The organism is Streptomyces sp. NBC_01237, from assembly GCF_035917275.1.
Classification (GTDB): domain Bacteria; phylum Actinomycetota; class Actinomycetes; order Streptomycetales; family Streptomycetaceae; genus Streptomyces.
Genome location: NZ_CP108508.1, coordinates 3660255 through 3678475, shown reverse-complemented (window position 1 = coordinate 3678475; position 18221 = coordinate 3660255). Strand labels below are relative to the sequence as shown.

The 18221-nt window shown below is 70.2% G+C and carries 16 protein-coding genes; 10 read left to right on the top strand and 6 right to left on the bottom strand.

The genetic code is table 11. The features are described 5' to 3' along the window. Nucleotides 1–60 precede the first annotated feature (60 nt). The 7 genes from pflA (at nt 61) to OG251_RS16255 (ending at nt 6359) form a co-directional block, all read left to right on the top strand. Nucleotides 61–855 (top strand): pyruvate formate-lyase-activating protein, encoded by a 795-nt coding sequence (gene pflA / locus OG251_RS16285; RefSeq protein ID WP_326677867.1) that lies wholly within the window; start codon nt 61–63, stop codon nt 853–855. 92 nt (nt 856–947) lie between these two features. Further along, entirely contained in the window at nt 948–2090 is a 1143-nt protein-coding gene (locus OG251_RS16280; protein ID WP_326677866.1) for an MFS transporter, read from the top strand. After that, the gene (locus OG251_RS16275) at nt 2087–4411 is read left to right on the top strand and encodes a molybdopterin oxidoreductase family protein (RefSeq protein WP_326677865.1); all 2325 of its coding nucleotides are present in this window, start codon (nt 2087–2089) and stop codon (nt 4409–4411) included. The genes OG251_RS16280 and OG251_RS16275 overlap by 4 nt, the downstream gene beginning before the upstream one ends. Before the next feature lie 6 nt (nt 4412–4417). Continuing rightward, nucleotides 4418–5020, top strand: a complete 603-nt coding sequence (locus OG251_RS16270; RefSeq protein ID WP_073725788.1) for a 4Fe-4S dicluster domain-containing protein — start codon at nt 4418–4420, stop codon at nt 5018–5020. Beyond that, entirely contained in the window at nt 5017–5718 is a 702-nt protein-coding gene (locus OG251_RS16265; RefSeq protein WP_326677864.1) for a Rieske (2Fe-2S) protein, read from the top strand. Before OG251_RS16270 ends, OG251_RS16265 begins: the two co-directional genes overlap by 4 nt. After that, entirely contained in the window at nt 5715–6092 is a 378-nt protein-coding gene (locus OG251_RS16260) for a hypothetical protein (protein ID WP_326677863.1), read from the top strand. The genes OG251_RS16265 and OG251_RS16260 overlap by 4 nt, the downstream gene beginning before the upstream one ends. Before the next feature lie 39 nt (nt 6093–6131). Next, nucleotides 6132–6359 carry a hypothetical protein gene (locus OG251_RS16255; protein WP_326677862.1) on the top strand — a complete coding sequence of 76 codons (228 nt, stop codon included), beginning with the start codon at nt 6132–6134 and terminating at the stop codon, nt 6357–6359. Nucleotides 6360–6464: 105 nt separating this feature from the next. Here the strand turns inward: OG251_RS16255 and OG251_RS16250 are convergent, their stop codons facing one another. The 5 genes from OG251_RS16250 to OG251_RS16230 all read right to left on the bottom strand — a co-directional run bounded on the left by OG251_RS16250 (nt 6465) and on the right by OG251_RS16230 (nt 12112). Beyond that, the gene (locus tag OG251_RS16250; protein WP_326677861.1) at nt 6465–7148 is read right to left on the bottom strand and encodes an RcpC/CpaB family pilus assembly protein; all 684 of its coding nucleotides are present in this window, start codon (nt 7146–7148) and stop codon (nt 6465–6467) included. Nucleotides 7149–7441: 293 nt separating this feature from the next. Beyond that, entirely contained in the window at nt 7442–8386 is a 945-nt protein-coding gene (locus tag OG251_RS16245; RefSeq protein WP_326677860.1) for an S-methyl-5'-thioadenosine phosphorylase, read from the bottom strand. 85 nt (nt 8387–8471) lie between these two features. Continuing rightward, on the bottom strand, nt 8472–8819 hold the full coding sequence (locus tag OG251_RS16240) for an FmdB family zinc ribbon protein (RefSeq protein WP_326677859.1): 348 nt from the start codon (nt 8817–8819) through the stop codon (nt 8472–8474). A gap of 66 nt (nt 8820–8885) precedes the next feature. After that, on the bottom strand, nt 8886–10166 hold the full coding sequence (locus OG251_RS16235) for an MFS transporter (RefSeq protein WP_326677858.1): 1281 nt from the start codon (nt 10164–10166) through the stop codon (nt 8886–8888). 350 nt (nt 10167–10516) lie between these two features. Then, on the bottom strand, nt 10517–12112 hold the full coding sequence (locus tag OG251_RS16230) for a potassium/proton antiporter (protein ID WP_326677857.1): 1596 nt from the start codon (nt 12110–12112) through the stop codon (nt 10517–10519). Between the two features lie 276 nt (nt 12113–12388). Here OG251_RS16230 and OG251_RS16225 point away from each other — a divergent pair, with 276 nt between their 5' ends. Continuing rightward, nucleotides 12389–15133 (top strand): penicillin acylase family protein, encoded by a 2745-nt coding sequence (locus OG251_RS16225; protein WP_326677856.1) that lies wholly within the window; start codon nt 12389–12391, stop codon nt 15131–15133. A gap of 147 nt (nt 15134–15280) precedes the next feature. Here OG251_RS16225 and OG251_RS16220 read toward each other — a convergent pair whose 3' ends face one another. After that, nucleotides 15281–15874, bottom strand: a complete 594-nt coding sequence (locus OG251_RS16220; protein ID WP_326677855.1) for a 5-formyltetrahydrofolate cyclo-ligase — start codon at nt 15872–15874, stop codon at nt 15281–15283. Nucleotides 15875–15968: 94 nt separating this feature from the next. Here OG251_RS16220 and galU point away from each other — a divergent pair, with 94 nt between their 5' ends. Together galU and glp are read left to right on the top strand one after the other, a co-directional pair. Beyond that, on the top strand, nt 15969–16871 hold the full coding sequence (gene galU / locus OG251_RS16215; protein WP_326677854.1) for a UTP--glucose-1-phosphate uridylyltransferase GalU: 903 nt from the start codon (nt 15969–15971) through the stop codon (nt 16869–16871). Between the two features lie 4 nt (nt 16872–16875). Continuing rightward, entirely contained in the window at nt 16876–18186 is a 1311-nt protein-coding gene (gene glp, locus OG251_RS16210) for a molybdotransferase-like divisome protein Glp (RefSeq protein ID WP_326677853.1), read from the top strand. Nucleotides 18187–18221 lie beyond the last annotated feature (35 nt).

Genomic DNA, 18221 nt, shown 5'->3' with positions numbered 1-18221 from the left:
CCGACGTACGCACCTCCCCGCCCCACACGCCGCCAGCCGTCCGTACAGGAGGCCCCTGCCATGGCTCCGCTCCTCGACAACCCCCTCACCCCCGCCACCCCGGCGGGTGCGGCCACCCACCGGCCGATCTCCGGATCGGTCCACTCCTGGGACCTGTCGACGGGTGTCGACGGGCCCGGCACACGGTTCGTCACCTTCCTCGCGGGCTGCCCGCTGGCCTGCCTCTACTGCCACAACCCCGACACGATGCGGATGCGCAGCGGTACGCGTATGTCGGCGGACGACCTGGTCGCCGAAGCGGCCAAGTACACGACGTTCATCCGGGCGGCGGGTGGCGGGGCCACCATCAGCGGCGGCGAGCCGCTGCTCCAGCCGGTGTTCGCCGGTGAGCTCTTCCACCGGTTCAAGCACGAGCTCGGCCTGCACACGGCCCTGGACACCTCCGGCTTCCTCGGCGCCCGTGCCACCGACGCGCTGCTGCGCGATGTCGACCTGGTCCTGCTCGACATCAAGTCCTGGGACCGCGACACCTACCGGAGAGTCACCGGCCGGCAGCTGGAGCCGACCCTGGACTTCGCCCGACGCCTGGCCGACCTGGGCAAGGAGGCGCACATCCGCTTCGTGCTGGTGCCCGGACTGACCGACGACCCGGACAACATCGACGGCGTCGCCTCGTTCGCCGCCTCCCTCGGCAATGTCTCCCGCGTCGACGTCCTGCCCTTCCACAAGCTGGGCGAGGCCAAGTGGCAGGCGCTGGGTATGCCCTTCGCACTGCACGACACCCCCTCGCCCACCCCTGAACAGGCCGCCTCGGCCCGGTCGCTCTTCGAGGCCCGCGGGCTGCGGGCCGTCTGACACGGCGGGCCCTGCGCCATTCCGGGCGACGCGCTCACCCCTCGGTCGGTCAAAACAGGGCTAATCACCCCATACGGTTCTACGGTGGCCGGGTGACCGAGCCACCAGAAGCCTCCGCCGCAGCAGAGCGGCCCACCCTCGGCGGGCCCACCACGGGCGGTACCGACTCCGGGCCCGGCGCCCCCGGGGCATCGAGCGCCGCCCCCGTCGTCCGGTCCGTCACCAACCGGGCGACCCTGGCCGGAGTGGCCGTCTCCGTCCTGCTGATCCTCGCGATCGTGTTCGGCAGCCGGATGCTCCTCAACTTCGACTCGGCCCTCCTTCCGTACGCCGTGGCCACCGTCTTCCTCGCCTTCGGGGTCGCGTACCGCTACACGGTCTGGATCTCCGCGCCCGGTGCCCGCCGCCTGTTCACACAGGGCTGGCGCAGCCTCTTCTCGGTCGAGAACTTCCGCAGGGCCCCCACCGCCCTGCCGAAGATGATCGCCACCTATCTGGGCTTCCAGAAGTTCCTCGGCGCCAGGTCGCACGCCCGCTGGGCCGCCCACCAGCTGATCTTCTGGGGCTGCATCCTCGCTTCCCTGATCACCTTCCCGCTGACCTGGGGCTGGTTCACCTTCACCTCCGGAAGCGGATCGGGCCCCGGCTACGAGATGCGGATCTGGGGCTTCAAGATCCTGGGCTTCGACTCGCTGAACATCCTCGGCTGGCTGATGTTCCACGGCCTGGACATCGCCGCCGTGCTCGTCATTCCCGGCGCCTCGTACTTCCTCTGGCGCCGGATGAAGGACCGCGGGGCCATCACCGGCCAGCGCTTCGCCTATGACCTGGTGCCGCTGATCGCGCTGATCGTCATCTCCGTGACGGGTCTGCTGCTCACCTTCTCCTCGATCTTCCTGCACGGTGGCGGCTACGAGTTCCTGGCGATCCTCCACATGGTCTCGGTGGTCTTCACCCTCATCTACATCCCGTTCGGGAAGTTCTTCCATATCGTCCAGCGCCCGGCAGCGGTCGGCATGCAGCTGTTCAAGTACACCGGCCGCAAGGACGACAAGGTCTTCGCCTGCCGCCGCTGCGAGGAACCCATCGACACCGGGCCGTACGTCGAGAACCTTCGCGGCACCATGCGTGACCTCCGGCTCGGCTTCGACGAGTGGGCCGAGTACTGCCCGCGCTGCAAGCGGGTGCTGCGCGGCAGCGCCTACCTCTCCCAGGTGAAGAAGGGCTTCAAGTGACCGCGGATCCGCGAGCTGCCGACCGCCGTACGTATCTCCCCCTCGACCCTTCGCTCGCACCGCCCGGCACCCGCGGCTTCCGGGACGCCGGCGGGATCCCGGCCGACCAGTGGCACGCCGACCAGAACGGCGAGACGCTCGTCCCCACCCACTGCTGCTTCTGCGGAGTCCAGTGCGGGATGTATCTGCGGGTCGACCGCGGCGGCAAGGTCTTCGGCGTCGAACCCCGCAACCACGACATCAACCGGATGCGGCTGTGCCCCAAGGGCATCAACGCCTACCAGCAGGTCAACCACCCCGACCGGCTCACCGCCCCGCTCATGCGCCGCTCCCGTGACGAGGACTTCCGCGAGGTCTCCTGGGACGAGGCCCTCGACTTCACCGTCTCCGAGATCACGCGCATCCAGCAGGCCCACGGGAACGACGCCTTCGGTCTCCTTGGCGGTGCCAGCCTCTTCTCCGAGAAGACGTACCTGGTGGGCAAGTTCGCCCGGGTCGCCCTCAAGTCCCGGCACGTCGACTACAACGGCCGGCTCTGCATGGTCAGCGCGGCGGGCGCCAACAAGCTGGCCTTCGGCATCGACCGGGCCGGCAACCCGTTCTCCGACATCCTGCTCACCGACTGCCTGCTCATCGCGGGCTCCAACGTCGGCGAGTGCTTCCCCGTGATGACCCAGTACGTGTGGGGAGCCCGGGACCGGGGCGCCAGCCTCATCGTCATCGACCCCCGCGAGACCGCGATCGCCCGCACCGCCGACATCCATGTCGCGCTCAAGCCGGGCACCGACTCGGCCTTCTTCAACGCCGTGCTCAACGTGATCATCGAGGAGGGCCTCACCGACGAGACCTATCTCGCCGCCCACGCCACCGGCTGGGCGGAGGTGAAGGCCACGGTCGCCGCCTACCCGCCGTCCCGGGCCGCCGGGATCTGCGGGGTGCCCGCCGAACAGATCGTCCAGGTTGCCCGTGCCTTCGCCCGCGCGCCCAGGGCCATGGCCTGGCACGCCCGGGGGATCGAGCACCACTCGCAGGGCGTCGAGAACTGCCTCAGCGTGATCAACCTCTGCACCGCCACCGGACACATCGGCAAGCCAGGCGCCGGCTACGGCACCATCACCGGCCAGGGCAACGGGCAGGGCGGCCGCGAGCACGGCCAGAAGGCCGACCTCCTCCCCGGCGGACGCTCGATCATGAACGAGGAGCACCGGCGGCAGATCTGCGAGATCTGGGGCATCGAGGAGTCCGAACTCCCGCCCGCCGGTACCTCGATGATGGAAATGGTCTGGCAGATGCAACGCCGCGAGATCCGCGGCCTGATCGGCATCTGCAACAACCCCTTCGTCTCCCTGCCCAACTACAAGGTCGTCAAGGCGGGGTACGACGCCACCGAATTCCATGCTCAATTCGACTTCTTCCTTTCCGAGACCGCGGCCAACGCGCATGTCGTCTTCCCTGTCACCACCTGGGCCGAGGACGACGGGGTGATGGCCAACGCCGAGGCCCGGGTGGTCAAGCACAACAAGGCCCAGGACCCGCCCCCCGGCGTACGGACCGACACCTGGGTGATGTGCGAACTCGCCAAGCGGCTCGGCGCGGGCGACAAGTTCGCGTTCGCCGACTCCCGCGAGGTCTTCGACGAACTGCGGATCGCCTCCGCCGGGACGGTCAACGACTACTACGGCATCACCTACGAGCGGCTGGAGGAGACCGGCGGGATCGTCTGGCCCTGCCCCTCCACCGACCACCCCGGCACCCCCCGGCTCTTCGAGGACGGGAAGACCTACCACCCCGACGGCAAGATCCATATGCAGGTCGTCGAATGGCACCCGCCGATGGACCCGTACGACGACGAGCACCCCATGGCCCTCACCACCGGACGCACCGTCGCCCACTTCCTCTCCGGCAACCAGACCCGCCGGCTGGGTGCCCTCGTCGAACAGACCCCGCGCCCCTGGGCCGAGATCCACCCCTCCCACGGCTTCCGCAACGGGGAACCCGTCCGCGTCGTCACCCGGCGCGGCAGCGAGGTCTTCCCCGCCCTGGTCACCGAGGCGATCCGCCCCGACACCGTCTTCATCCCGTACCACTGGCCGGTCCCCACCGCGGCCAACGCCCTCACCATCGACGCCCTCGACCCCCGTTCCAAGATCCCCGAATACAAGGTGTGCGCCTGCCGTATCGAGCACGCCGAGAAGATCGACGAGGTGCCCGCGCCTCCGGTCGCCCCCGGCCATATCGCCTACCCGGAGACCCAGGTCTCCCGTACCGACCCGTTGCCTCCCACGGCCCCGCAGGGCCGTGGCACCTCGGAGAGGAGCTGAGGCCCCATGATGGGCAGAACGATCTTCATCGACCCGGGGCGCTGCATCGGCTGCCAGGCATGTGTCTCCGCCTGCCGCGAATGCGACTCGCACCGCGGCAAATCGATGATCCACCTCGACTACACCGACGAGGGCCGGTCCGTCGCCTCCCTTCCCACGGTCTGTATGCACTGTGAGGACCCGGTGGCCCCCTGCGCCGAGGTCTGCCCCGCCGACGCGATCCTGGTCACCGCGGACGGTGTGGTGCAGCAGGCCGACACCACCCGCTGCATCGGCTGTGCCAACTGCGTCAACGCCTGCCCCTTCGGTGTCCCGAAGATCGACCTCCAGGCGAAGCTCCAGCTGAAGTGCAACCTCTGCTACGACCGGACCGCCTACGGCCTCGCCCCCATGTGCGCCACCGTCTGCCCCACCGGAGCGCTCTTCTACGGGACCCTTGAGGAGCTCCAGGCCGAACGCCCCGGCGTCCAGGTCGCCGACAGCTTCGTCTTCGGCGAGTCCGAGGTCCGCACCGGCGTGGCGATGGTCGTCCCCGCGGACAGGGTCCAGTGGCCCGTACCCGGCGGCCTGCCCGTCGTCGAGATCAACGGTAAGGACGTCCGCCGATGAGCGTCACCGAACAGCAGCCGGGTGGCGACCGGCACAACGGAGGAGACCCGCGCGAGGCGCTGCACGACCGGATCGCCGCCGACTCCCTGACCACCCGGCGCGACTACCTCCGGATCGTCGCCACGGTCTCCGGCGGTCTCGCCGTCGGGGGACTGGGGGTGGCCTCCGGAATCCTGCACCGCCACGGCGACGCGGAGGACGGCAAGACTCCCGAGCCCAAGAAGGTCACCCAGCAGCTGCTGCCCGGCGAGTCCATCTCCTTCCGCTATCCGGGCGAGGAGGACCGGGCCGTCGCGGTACGGCTGAACGACGGCACCCTTGTCGGCTACTCCGCGGTCTGTACCCATCTCGCCTGTGCCGTCCTCTGGCGCAAGGACCGGGGCGCGGACGGCGAGCTCTACTGCCCCTGCCACGAGGGAGTCTTCGACGCCCGGTCCGGAGAGGTCACCGCCGGACCACCGCCCCGCGCCCTGCCCAAGGTGGCGCTCACCGAGCAGACCGACGGCAGTGTCTGGGCCATCGGCACCACCCGCTCCGGCGAGAGCATCGAGCACGGGCTCTGCCGCCAGCTCGGCGCGGAACGCCCGGACCTCGCAGCCCGCATCGGCTGCCCCGACGTCAGCGGCGGCGCGGAGTCACCGCCCCGTGCGGCCGACGCCGGTGCGACCGAGGCCGACACCTCCGGCAGGCGAACATGAGCGAACCCCAGCAGCCCTCCGGCCCGCAGTACCCGGAGTACCACCCGGGCAGCGCCCGCCCCGAGCTGAACCGCCCCCTCCACGAGCGCTATCCGCAGATCCGCGCCACCAGCGGCTACGGAGACCCACGGGTCCGGCACACCGGCCCCGGCCCCGGAGCGGGCACCGACCAGGAACCCGAGCGCTCCTCGAAACTGACGGCCCGCCTCACGCTCGCCATGACCGTGGTCGTCGGCCAGCTCTGGGGTCTGACGGTGATCATCGACGAATGGATGGAGGGCAACACGGGGACGGCCTGGTGGGGGGCCGGCTTTCTCTGCCTCTCGTTCCTCGTCGTGCTGGGTCTCTGGCTGATCGACCCCAAGGACCGCTGACCGCCGTCACCCCGCCGAGAGCCGCCGTACTCTGGAAACATGAGCACCGCCCCCGCCCCCGGACCGCGAGATTCGAAGCAGCAGCCGCACCAGCAGGCAAAGCCGCCGCAGGAGCCGAAGCCCAAGCCGGCTCTGATCTTCGACGATCCACTGGACCAGCAGTCCGCGGACGATACGGACCGGGGGTGGGGCGAGCGGCCCGCGACCGGTGGCAGCGCCGCCGACCTCGCGCGCTTCCTCGACGAGAAGCCGCCCCACCACATCTGAGCTGTGTCACCTGTGCCGCGAGGGGAGCGGACCGCTCCGCGACCTGGGGCGGGCGCAGGTACCCCTGTCCCCTCAGTCAATTCGACAGGGTGAAGTGACGGGGCGTCAGTAGGCATGGGACACCGCCACGGCCAGGTGCCCCGACGCGCTCGCCCCCGCCAGCGCCACAGCCGTCTCGCGCCGCACGGACAGCACCACCAACGCACCGTCGCCCGCCTCCGCGCCCGCCCCGCCGCCCGTGTCCGGCAGGCCGGTGCCCCCGGCGGCGGTCCGTGGCACCTTCGTCACCCGTACGTCCTTCGCCACCACCCGGGCGTCGCCGCCCGCTTCCTCGGACGCGATCACATCGACACGGTCTCCCGGCCGCAGCAGCCGGACCGTCGCCGCATCCGTGATCCGGACTGGTGCGGAAACCAGCCGTACCGACTGCCGTCCGGTCTCCGGGGGCGGACCCGGAGGAGCGGCTTTACCCTCCTCGCCGCCCAGCCCCGAGGCGGCGAGCGCGGCAGCCGTCAGAGCGAGCCCCGCGGCCATCGCGCGCCGCTGCCTGCGCACCATGCACCGCAGCCGGTGAGCACCGCCGCCGCGCACCCGCAGCGGCGCGAACGGCGGCACCCCGAACGGGGCGGGCGCGGAAACCGGCGGCCACGGTGTACGCGTACGCGCGCCGGAGCCGAAGCGGGCAGCTTCGGAGGGAGCGGAGGGAGCGGAGGGATGCGAGGAGTGAGCAGGGCCGTCGGCGGGATGCGCCGGGGGAGCGGGACGGGCGGGGGAAACGGGCGGGAACATGGCGCCACCTGGAATCGAGCGAGGGGAGCCCGGCCGGATGTCCCGGCCGAACTCCCCTCACGATCCACGCTCAGCCGGAATCCCGCTGAGCCCTGTGGACAATCCCCACGTTGTGGAAAACTCCGGCACCCGCACGGGTCACCCAGGCACCGAAAGGCCACCCAGGAACCCGTACGCGCCCCCCACGAACCGGCACGCGTCCCCAGGAACCCGCATGCATCCCCGGAACCGTTACGCACCCGCACGCGTCCCCGGCCCCGCGCCCACACGCGCCCGGTCCCCGGCCCCGCGCCCTACGGCAGTGCGATGCCCGTGTCGATCCCGTCCAGCGCGTGGGCGCACGCGCAGTCGCGGCTCTCGTTCACCGGCAGCCCGGCCACCGTGTCGAACAGCACCGAGCGCAGCCGGTCCACGTTGGCCGCGAACACCTTCAGCACGTCTTCGTGGGAGACGCCCTCCCCGGCCTCGGCGCCCGCGTCCAGGTCCGTCACCAGGGTCATCGTCGTGTAGCAGAGCCCCAGTTCGCGGGCGAGAACGGCCTCCGGGTGCCCGGTCATCCCCACCACGGACCAGCCCATCGACGCATGCCAGCGCGACTCCGCCCGGGTCGAGAAACGCGGCCCCTCGACGACGACCAGGGTCCCGCCGTCCACCGGCTCCCAGTCGCGCCCGCGAGCCGCCGCGAGCGCGGCCCTGCGGCCCTCGGGGCAGTACGGGTCGGCGAAGCCGAGGTGCACGACGTTGGGCACGGCTCCGTCGGCCCGGGTCTCACCGTCGTAATACGTCTGCGGACGGGCCTTGGTGCGCTCCACCAGCTGGTCCGGTACGAGCAGGGTCCCGGGGCCGAACTCCGGCCGCAGACCGCCGACCGCGCACGGTCCGAGCACCTGCCGCACCCCGACGGAGCGCAGCGCCCAGAGGTTGGCGCGGTAGTTGATGCGGTGCGGCGGCAGGTGGTGGCCACGTCCGTGGCGGGGCAGGAAGGCGACCCGGCGGCCGCCGATCTCGCCGAGGAAGAGCGAGTCGCTGGGCTGCCCGTACGGGGTGTCCACGGGGACCTCGGTGACGTCCTCCAGGAAGGAGTAGAAGCCCGAGCCGCCGATGACACCGATCTCCGCACCGGGGAAAGCACCCGGAACGCCCGAAGACCCCGTCGTGCCCGCGTCCGTGCCCGTACCCGCGCCCGCCTCCGTACCCGTGCTCGTACCCGTATCCGATTGCGCCTCTGCGTTCGCCATGCGGTCACAGTATCGGGGGGAAAACGCCGGGACCCCGCCGAGTCGATCGGCGGGGTCCCGGTGAGACGTGTGGACGTACGCGGGCTCAGGCGGCCGACGTACCACTCGACGAAGTCGACGTGGAGGAAGACGACGACGAAGAAGACGAGGACGACGAAGACGAAGCGGTCGACTTCGAGTCCGAACCCGTCGAGGACGACGAGGCGGATGCGGAGTCGGACGACTTCGAGGTCGCCGGTGTGCTGCTCGACGAAGAGCCACGACTGTCGTTCCGGTAGAAACCGGAACCCTTGAAGACGATGCCGACCGCAGAGAACACCTTCTTCAGGCGTCCGTCGCAGCTCGGGCATACGGTCAGGGCATCATCGGTGAACTTCTGCACCGCCTCGAGGCCCTCGCCACACTCGGTGCACTGGTACTGATAGGTCGGCACTTGCTCCTCCTGGCACTCTCACTCAATGAGTGCTAACGACGGTCCATACTGACGTATTCCGCTGGATCAGTCCACCGTGACCGGCTCGCGGTGACCGATCCCACGTGCGACGGTGCGTCCCGCGGGGCTCGGATCGAGCCGGGAACGCAGGGCCAGCAGCGTCGCCAGCGCCAGTACGGTCCCCACCAGCGGCACCAGGAATCCGGTGCTCGCGCCGTGGGCGTCCGCGAGTTGTCCGGCCACGGTCACCGCCGCGGCCTGGCCCAGCGCCACCGCGCCCGTCAGCCAGGTGAACGCCTCGGTCCGGGCGGAGGGCGGCACCAGCGCGTCGACCAGGGTGTAGCCGCTGATCAGCGCGGGAGCGATGGAGAGGCCGACCAGGAGTCCGAGCCCGGCCAGCAGCGGCACGGAGTTCACGGCCCACAGTCCGGACGCGGTCAGGGTCAGCGCCAGGTAGCCGACGATCAGACGGCGGCGCGGGCTGATCTTCCAGACGATGGCACCGCAGGCGATCCCGGCCAGCATGTTGCCCGCCGCGAAGATCCCGTACAGCATGCCGTTGACTCCGGGGTGGCCGATCTCCTCGGCGAACGCGGTCAGTGAGACCTGCATTCCGCCGAACACGGCACCGATGCCCAGGAAGGCGATCGCGAGCACCCGGACGCCGGGTACGGAGAGCGCCGAGACACGCGGTCCGGCCGCGTCGGCCGCGCTGCGGGGGTCGGGCTGGGTGGAGCGCTGTGCGGCGAAGAGCAGGCCGCCGATGAGCGTCAGCGCGGCTTCCGTGATCAGCCCGGCCGCCGGGTGCACGCCGGTGCACAGCGCGGTGGTGAGGACCGGTCCCAGCACGAACGTGAACTCGTCCGTGACCGACTCGAAGGCGGCTGCCGTGGACATCAGCGGAGAGGCGGGCCGACCGGGAGCGGCTCCCAGTACGGCCGCCCAGCGGGCCCGCACCATCGGCCCGATCTGCGGAATGGAGGCACCGGTCGGCACGGCTGCCAGGAACAGCGCCCACAGGGGCGCGTCCGCCAGTGCGAGCGCCGTGAGCGCTCCCACGGACACGGCGTGCACCAGGACGCCGGGCAGCAGCACCGCGCGCTGCCCGAAACGGTCGGCGAGTTTGCCGCTCTGCGGGGCGAACAGGGCCATCGAGACGCCGGAGACGGCGGCGACAGCGCCTGCGCTGCCGTAGGACCCGGTGGTGTGCTGGACGAGGAGAACGATGCCGATGGTCAGCATCGCGAAGGGCTGCCGTGCGGCGAAGCCCGGGAGGAGGAAGGTCCACGCACCGGGGGTGCGCAGCAGTTGCCCGTATCCGGGGCGGTCGGAGACCGTGGACGCCACGGTCCTTGCCTTTCTGCCGCCTGGTGGCGGCGCCTCCCGGGGAGCCCTTGTGGGGTTCGTACGGAGGCTGCGCCGAGAGCTGTCCTCTTCGCGCGGAACTGCGGTAGATGCCGGGCGCTCGCTGCAAGGGGCGAGGGCGCCACGACCGCCATACGGGTCGCGCCAGCTCTGCTTCAGACAGAGTTGGTCGATCAGATTTCCTTCATGCTACAGGCAGGAGTCCTCGCCCACCTGCGATTGCGTGCAAGGTCACGGTGCCTGCCTGTGATCAGCACCGTGATCCCTGCGGTCAGCGCTGTGGCTCTGTGATCAGTGCCGTGCTTCTGCGATCAGCACCGTGCTCTTTGTGATCAGTGCCGTGCTTTCGAATCGGAGGAACCGCCCGTTCCGCCCGAGCCTCCGGACCGGCTGCCCCCACGTGATCCGCCGGAACCGCCGGACCGGCCGGTTCCACGTGATCCGCCCGAGCCTCCGGACCGGCTGCCCCCGCGCGACCCGCCGGCGCCGTCCGGGCCGCCGCCCGTCCCCAGCCATCCGGCCAGCTTGCCGCCCTCGCCGACCGCCCGCAGCCGGGCCTCCGTCGCGTCCCGCACCGGATCGGTCGCCACCACCAGCAGTTCGTCCCCGCGCCGCAGCACGGTGGCCGGTGCCGGGACGAAGCTCTTCCCGTCCCGTACGACCAGCGTGACCGCGGCCCCGGCGGGCAGCCGGAGCTCGCCGACCTCCACGCCGTGCATCTTCGACCGGGCCGGGATCTCGACCGACAGCAGATGCCCGCGCAGCCGCTCCAAAGGCGCCGACTCGATGCCCAGGTCGGCGGTCTCCGACGGGTCGTCGGCGATCTTCAGGGCCTTCGCGAGCCAGGGCAGGGTCGGCCCCTGGATCAGTGTGTAGACGATGACGAGCACGAAGACGATGTTGAAGACCCTGGTGCTGCCCTCGATTCCGGACACCATCGGAATGGTCGCCAGGATGATGGGTACGGCGCCGCGCAGCCCGGCCCAGGACATCAGGGCCTTCTCGCGGTGCGGCAGCCGGAACGGCGCCAGGCTCAGGAAGACCGACAGCGGCCGGGCCACCACGGTCAGCACCAGACCCACCACCACCGCGGGCCAGAAGTCGTCGACCAGGTCGTGCGGCGTGACCAGCAGCCCGAGCAGCACGAACATGCCGATCTGGGCCAGCCAGCCGAGTCCGTCGGCGAAGCCGCGGGTGGCGGGCCAGTGCGGCAGCTTGGAGTTGCCGAGGACCATCGCGGCCAGATAGACGGCGAGGAACCCACTGCCGTGCGCCATGGCACCGGCCGCGTACGCGGACACCGCGATGGCCATCACGGCGATCGGGTAGAGGCCCGACGCGGGCAGGGCCACATGCCGCAGCCCGAAGGAGCCGAGCCAGCCGACCGCGAGGCCGATGGCCGCGCCGATCGCCAGCTCCAGGGCTATCTCGCCGACCAGTACGTACCAGTGCTCCACGGGGCCGACCGCGGAGAACGCCACCACCAGGATGACCACAGGGGCGTCGTTGAACCCGGACTCGGCCTCCAGCACGCCGGTGATCCGGGACGGCAGCGGCACCTTGCGCAGTACGGAGAACACGGCGGCGGCGTCGGTGGACGAGACGACCGCGCCGATGATGAGCGCCTGCCGCCAGTCCAGCCCGACGAGATAGTGCGCCGCCGACGCGGTGACGCCCACGCTGATGCCCACGCCGACGGTCGACAGCATCGCGGCTGCCGGCAACGCGGGTTTGACTTCCTTCCACTTCGTACCGAGTCCGCCCTCGGCCAGGATGACGACCAGGGCGGCATAGCCGATCACCTGGGTCAGCTCGGCGTTGTCGAACTTGACGTCGAAGATGCCGTCCTGCCCTATGGCGATCCCGATGCCGAGGTACAGGAGCAGGCTGGGAAGCCCGCTGCGCGAGGAGATCCGTACCGCCGCCACGGCGACGAGCAGGACGAGCGAGCAGACGAGCAGGAGTTCGTTGAGCGCGTGGACAGTCAGGGTCCGTTCCTTCCCTGCGTACGCCTGCCGGATCGGCCTCCGGTGGCCAGTACTTCGTTACCTTACCTAATCTTTAACGTTTTCTTGACGCGTTCGAGTGTTCGTACGAGCGCAACGCATTTGGAGGCATCCCGATACCGCGTCCGAGTGGCTTCGGCGCTGCGCCTATGGTTGCTCCTGCACTCCCAGGACCACCCTGCCCCTCGAAGGACAGCGATGCCCGCCAATACAACCGCCTCTTCCGGCCCTTCCGACGCGAAGAAGCCCGGCAGGAAGAAGGGGCGACGTGCCCGCCTGCTCGTGATCGTCCTGGTGCTGGCGCTTGTCGCGGGTGTCGGGTACGGCGCGTACTGGTCCGTGTCCACCGTGCGGGCCTCGTACCCGCAGACGACCGGCTCGATCAAGCTCGACGGTCTCTCCGAGAGCGTCGAAGTCAAACGCGACAGTTATGGAGTCCCGCAGATCTACGCGGACTCCGACGCCGACCTCTTCCGCGCCCAGGGCTTCGTCCAGGCGCAGGACCGCTTCTGGGAGATGGACGTCCGCCGTCATATGACGTCCGGCCGGCTCTCCGAGATGTTCGGTTCCGGACAGGTGGAGACCGATGCCTTCCTGCGCACGCTCGGCTGGCGCAAGGTCGCGCAGAAGGAGTACGACTCCGTCCTGGACGAGGACACCAAGAAGAACCTCCAGGCGTACGCGGAGGGCGTCAACGCGTATCTGAAGGGCAAGGACGGCAAGGACATCTCCGTCGAGTACGCGGCGCTGGGCCTGACCAACGACTACAAGCCCACCGAGTGGACCCCGGTCGACTCGGTGGCCTGGCTCAAGGCGATGGCCTGGGACCTGCGCGGCAACATGCAGGACGAGATCGACCGTTCGCTGTTGACCAGCAGGCTCGACGAGGACCAGATCAAGGACCTCTACCCGGCCTACCCCAAGGACCACGAGCCGATCGTCGGCGAGGGCGCGGTCTCCTCGGCCACCGGCAAGTTCGACCCGGCTGCCCAGCCCTCCTCGGACGGCATCGGCTCGGACACGGCGGCGGACGCCACGGAGGGCCTGAACACCCAGCTCTCCGCGCTCTCCGACACCCTCGACAAGATCCCCGCGCTGCTCGGCCCGAACGGCAGTGGCATCGGATCGAACTCCTGGGTCGTCTCCGGGAAGTACACGACGACCGACAAGCCGCTGCTGGCCAACGACCCGCACCTGGCGCCGATGCTGCCCTCGCTCTGGTACCAGATGGGGCTGCACTGCCGGACGCTCTCGAAGTCCTGCCAGTACGACACCGCGGGTTACACCTTCTCCGGCATGCCCGGTGTGATCATCGGTCACAACCAGGACATCGCCTGGGGCTTCACCAACCTCGGCGCGGACGTCACGGACCTCTTCCTGGAGAAGGTCTCCGGCGACGGCTACCAGTACGACGGCAAGGTGAAGCCGTTCACCACCCGCGAGGAGACCATCAAGGTCGCCGGTGGGCGGACCCGGCACATCACGGTGCGGGAGACCAACAACGGGCCACTCGTCTCCGACCGCAGCAAGGAGCTGGCGAAGGTCGGCCAGAAGGCCCCCGTCACCAACGCCGCGCCCGACCGCGCGGCCGGTTACGCGGTCGCCCTGAAGTGGACCGCGCTGGACGCCGGCAAGTCCATGGACGCCGTCTTCGAGCTCAACCGCGCCAAGGACTTCACGACCTTCCGGGCGGCGGCCGAGCACTTCGAGGTCCCCTCGCAGAACCTGATCTACGCGGACGTCAAGGGCAACATCGGATACCAGGCACCCGGCCGGATCCCGGTCCGTGTCCAGGGCGACGGCACGATGCCGAGCCCCGGCTGGACCTCGGAGTACGGCTGGAAGAAGGACCCGATCCCGTTCGACGAGCTGCCCTACGAGTACAACCCGAAGCGCGGCTACATCGTCACCGCCAACCAGGCGGTCATCGACGAGAAGAAGTACCCCCACCTGCTCACCAAGGACTGGGGCTACGGCACCCGCAGCCAGCGGATCAACGACCTCATCGCGTCGAAGATCAAGGGTGGCGAGAAGATCTCGACCGACGACATGCAGAAGATGCAGATGGACAACACCAGCGAGATCGCCGCGCTGCTGGTGCCCGAGCTGCTGAAGATCAACATCTCCGACAAGAGCGTGCGCGAGGCACAGAAGCTGCTGGAGGGCTGGGACTACACCCAGGAGTCCGACTCGGCCGCCGCCGCGTACTTCAACGGCGTCTGGAGCAACATCCTCAGGCTGGCCTTCGGCAACAAGCTGCCCAAGGAGCTGCGGGCCAAGGGCGACTGCCTCAACGTCCGCCCGGCCGTCAGTACGGGCCCGGTGGACGAGCAGCACAAGCTCGTACGGGAATGCGGCCAGCGCGACCCGGACTCGGCGCAGCCGGACGGCGGCGACCGCTGGTACCAGGTGGTCCAGAACATCGTGGACGACCAGGACAACGAGTGGTGGAAGGTGCCCGCCAAGGGCCGCGACGAAGCGCTCGACAACCGCGACGACCTCTTCGCCCAGGCCATGGAGGACGCCCGCTGGGAGCTGACCGCCAAGCTCGGCAAGGACATCAGCACCTGGAGCTGGGGCCGGCTGCACCAGCTGACGCTGAAGAACCAGACCCTCGGTACCGAAGGCCCCGGTCTTCTCCAGCGGGCCCTCAACCGCGGCCCCTGGAACCTCGGCGGCGGCGAGGCCGCGGTCAACGCCACCGGCTGGAACGCGGCGGGCGGCTACGAGGTCATCTGGGTGCCGTCGATGCGGATGGTCGTCAACGTGGGGGACTGGGACAAGTCCCGCTGGATCAACCTCTCCGGCGCCTCCGGGCACGCGTTCAGCGCGCACTACACCGATCAGACCGAGAAGTGGGTCGACGGCGAACTGCTCGACTGGTCCTTCGGGACGAACGCGGTCGGCCAGGCCACGGTCGACACGCTGACGCTCAAGCCGTAGGGGAGCGGGCGGGGGAGCGGCGCTGAAGCCGTCCCTCCCCCGCCGGGCTCACCACCGGCCGGCCCGTGAACCTGGCGGGCCGGACCGCCTCCGTGAGGCGGACCGGCCGTGAGAGTGCCCGCCTGCGAGACGGCCCGGCCGGGTCGCTCAGGCGGTGAAGCGGCGCGTTCCGGCCGGGGTCACCACGGCGTCCACGGGGTGGTCGTGCGGTTCCCGCGGGACCTGCGCGACCACCTCGTCGTCGTACAGCAGGACGACCAGTGCCGGGTGCGCCCCGGCCGCCGACAGCCTGGCCAGCACCCGGTCGTAGCTCCCGCCGCCCCGGCCCAGCCGCATCCCGTGCGCGTCCACCGCGAGACCGGGCAGCAGGACGGCGTCGGCGTCGAGGACCGCGGCGGGCCCGAGACGGGCCCCGTCCGGCTCCAGCAGCCCGCGCCCGGCCGGTACGAGACGCTCGGCGCCCTCGTACGGCGCCCAGTCCAGATCGTTGTCCGGCAGGAGCACCGGAAGCAGCACCCGTACGCCCCGCGTGCGCAGCGCGTCCAGCAGCGCGCGGGTGCCCGGTTCGCGTCCTACGGAGACATACGCGGCGACCGTGCGGGCCTCGGCCAGCTCGGGGAGGCGCAGTGCGGCGGAGGAGAGAACCGCGGCGGTGCGGGCGACGTCTTCCATGGTCAGGAGCGCTCGCGCGGCGAGTCGTTCGCCCCGAAGGGACACCTTTCCGGACTTGTCAGTATTCAAGGGTGACTCGCCTGATTCTCGTATGGGCATATTTAAGGCCAAAGTTAACCGAAGGATCATCTTCCGCCCATGCGCACCAGTTATCGTTCTGCGCATGAATCAGCCGTCCCCCAGGATCAGCAAAGCCGTTATTCCGGCAGCCGGTCTTGGCACCCGCTTCCTTCCGGCGACCAAGGCCACTCCCAAGGAGATGCTGCCGGTTGTCGACAAGCCCGCGATCCAGTATGTCGTCGAGGAGGCCGTGGGCGCGGGCCTCTCCGACGTGCTGATGATCACCGGGCGCAACAAGCGTCCCCTTGAGGACCACTTCGACCGCAACTACGAGCTGGAGTCCGCGCTCACCCGCAAGGGAGACGCCGAACGGCTGTCCAAGGTCCAGGAGTCCAGCGATCTCGCCACCATGCACTACGTGCGTCAGGGCGACCCGCGCGGTCTGGGGCACGCCGTCCTGTGTGCGGCGCCGCACGTCGGGGACCAGCCGTTCGCGGTGCTGCTCGGTGACGACCTGATCGACCCGCGCGACCCGCTGCTGGCCCGGATGGTGGAGATCCAGGAGCGTGAGGGCGGCAGCGTCATCGCGCTGATGGAGGTCGACCCGGCCCAGATCCATCAGTACGGCTGTGCCGCGGCGGACGCCACCGTCGACGGCGACGTCGTCCGCATCACCGACCTGGTGGAGAAGCCGGACCCGGCCGACGCGCCCAGCAATCTGGCGATCATCGGCCGGTATGTCCTGGACCCCGCGATCTTCGACATACTGCGTCACACCGAGCCGGGCCGCGGAGGCGAGATCCAGCTCACCGACGCCCTCCAGCTGCTCGCCGCCGACGAGAAGATCGGCGGGCCCGTGCACGGCGTCGTCTTCAAGGGCCGCAGGTATGACACCGGTGACCGCGGCGACTATCTGCGTGCCATTGTCAGACTCGCGTGCGAACGTGAAGATCTGGGACCGGACTTCCGGACCTGGCTCCGCAGATACGTCACCGAGGAGATGTAACACCTTGAGCAGCACGATCTGGTCGGTGGACGAGCACCTGGACGACATTCTCGGCGCGGTGAGGCCGCTCGAACCCATCGAGTTGCAGCTGCCCGACGCGCAGGGCTGTGTCCTCGTCAAGGACGTCGTCGTGGAGATCGCCCTGCCGCCCTTCGACAACAGCTCGATGGACGGCTACGCGGTCCGGGTGGCCGATGTCGAGGGCGCCAGCGAGGAGTTCCCCGCCGTCCTCACCGTCATCGGCGATGTCGCGGCGGGCAGCGCCGGACTGACGGGCGATCAGGTCGTGGGGCCGGGGCAGGCCGCCCGCATCATGACCGGCGCACCGCTGCCCGCGGGCGCCGAGGCCGTCGTCCCGGTCGAGTGGACCGACGGCGGCACGGGCGAAGGCCCGGCCGCCGCCATGCGCGCCCACAGCGACGCGCCCGAGGGCGCCGGCGGCGAGGTCCACGTCCACCGGCCGGTCGAGGCCCGTGCCCACGTCCGGGCCCGCGGCAGCGATGTCCAGCCGGGGGATCTGGCCCTGCGCGCCGGTTCGATCGTCGGCCCGGCACAGATCGGGCTGCTCGCCGCGATCGGCTGCGCGACCGTGGTCGTACGGCCCCGCCCACGGGTCGTCGTCCTGTCCACCGGCAGCGAACTGGTGCAGCCGGGCGAGACGCTGACCGGTGGCCAGATCTACGACTCCAACAGCTTCGCGCTGACGGCCGCCGCCCGGGACGCCGGCGCCATCGCCTACCGGGTCGGGGCGGTGGCCGACGACGCGGAGACGCTGCGGGCCACGATCGAGGACCAGCTGATCCGCGCCGACATCGTGGTCACCACGGGAGGCGTCAGCGTCGGCGCCTACGACGTGGTCAAGGAGGCCCTGTCCTCCGTCGGGGACGAGGACGAGCCGGGCAGCGGCATCGACTTCCGGAAGCTCGCCATGCAGCCGGGCAAGCCGCAGGGCTTCGGCTCGATCGGCCCGGACCACACTCCGCTGCTGGCCCTGCCGGGCAACCCGGTCTCCAGCTATGTCTCCTTCGAACTGTTCGTACGGCCCGCGATCCGCGCGCTGATGGGCCTGAAGGATGTCCACCGGCCCACGGCACGGGCCACGCTGAAGGCCGACAAGGCGCTCTCCTCACCGGCCGGCCGCCGCCAGTTCCTGCGCGGTACGTACGACGCCGAGGAGGGCACCGTCACCCCCGTCGGCGGTTCCGGATCGCATCTGATCGCCGCCCTCGCCCAGGCCGACGCACTGATCGTGGTGCCCGAGGACGTCACCTCCGCCGCGCCCGGCACGGATACCGAGGTGATCCTGCTCCGCTGATCGCCGCCCGGTGGCGGTACGGTGTCTGCCGCTGT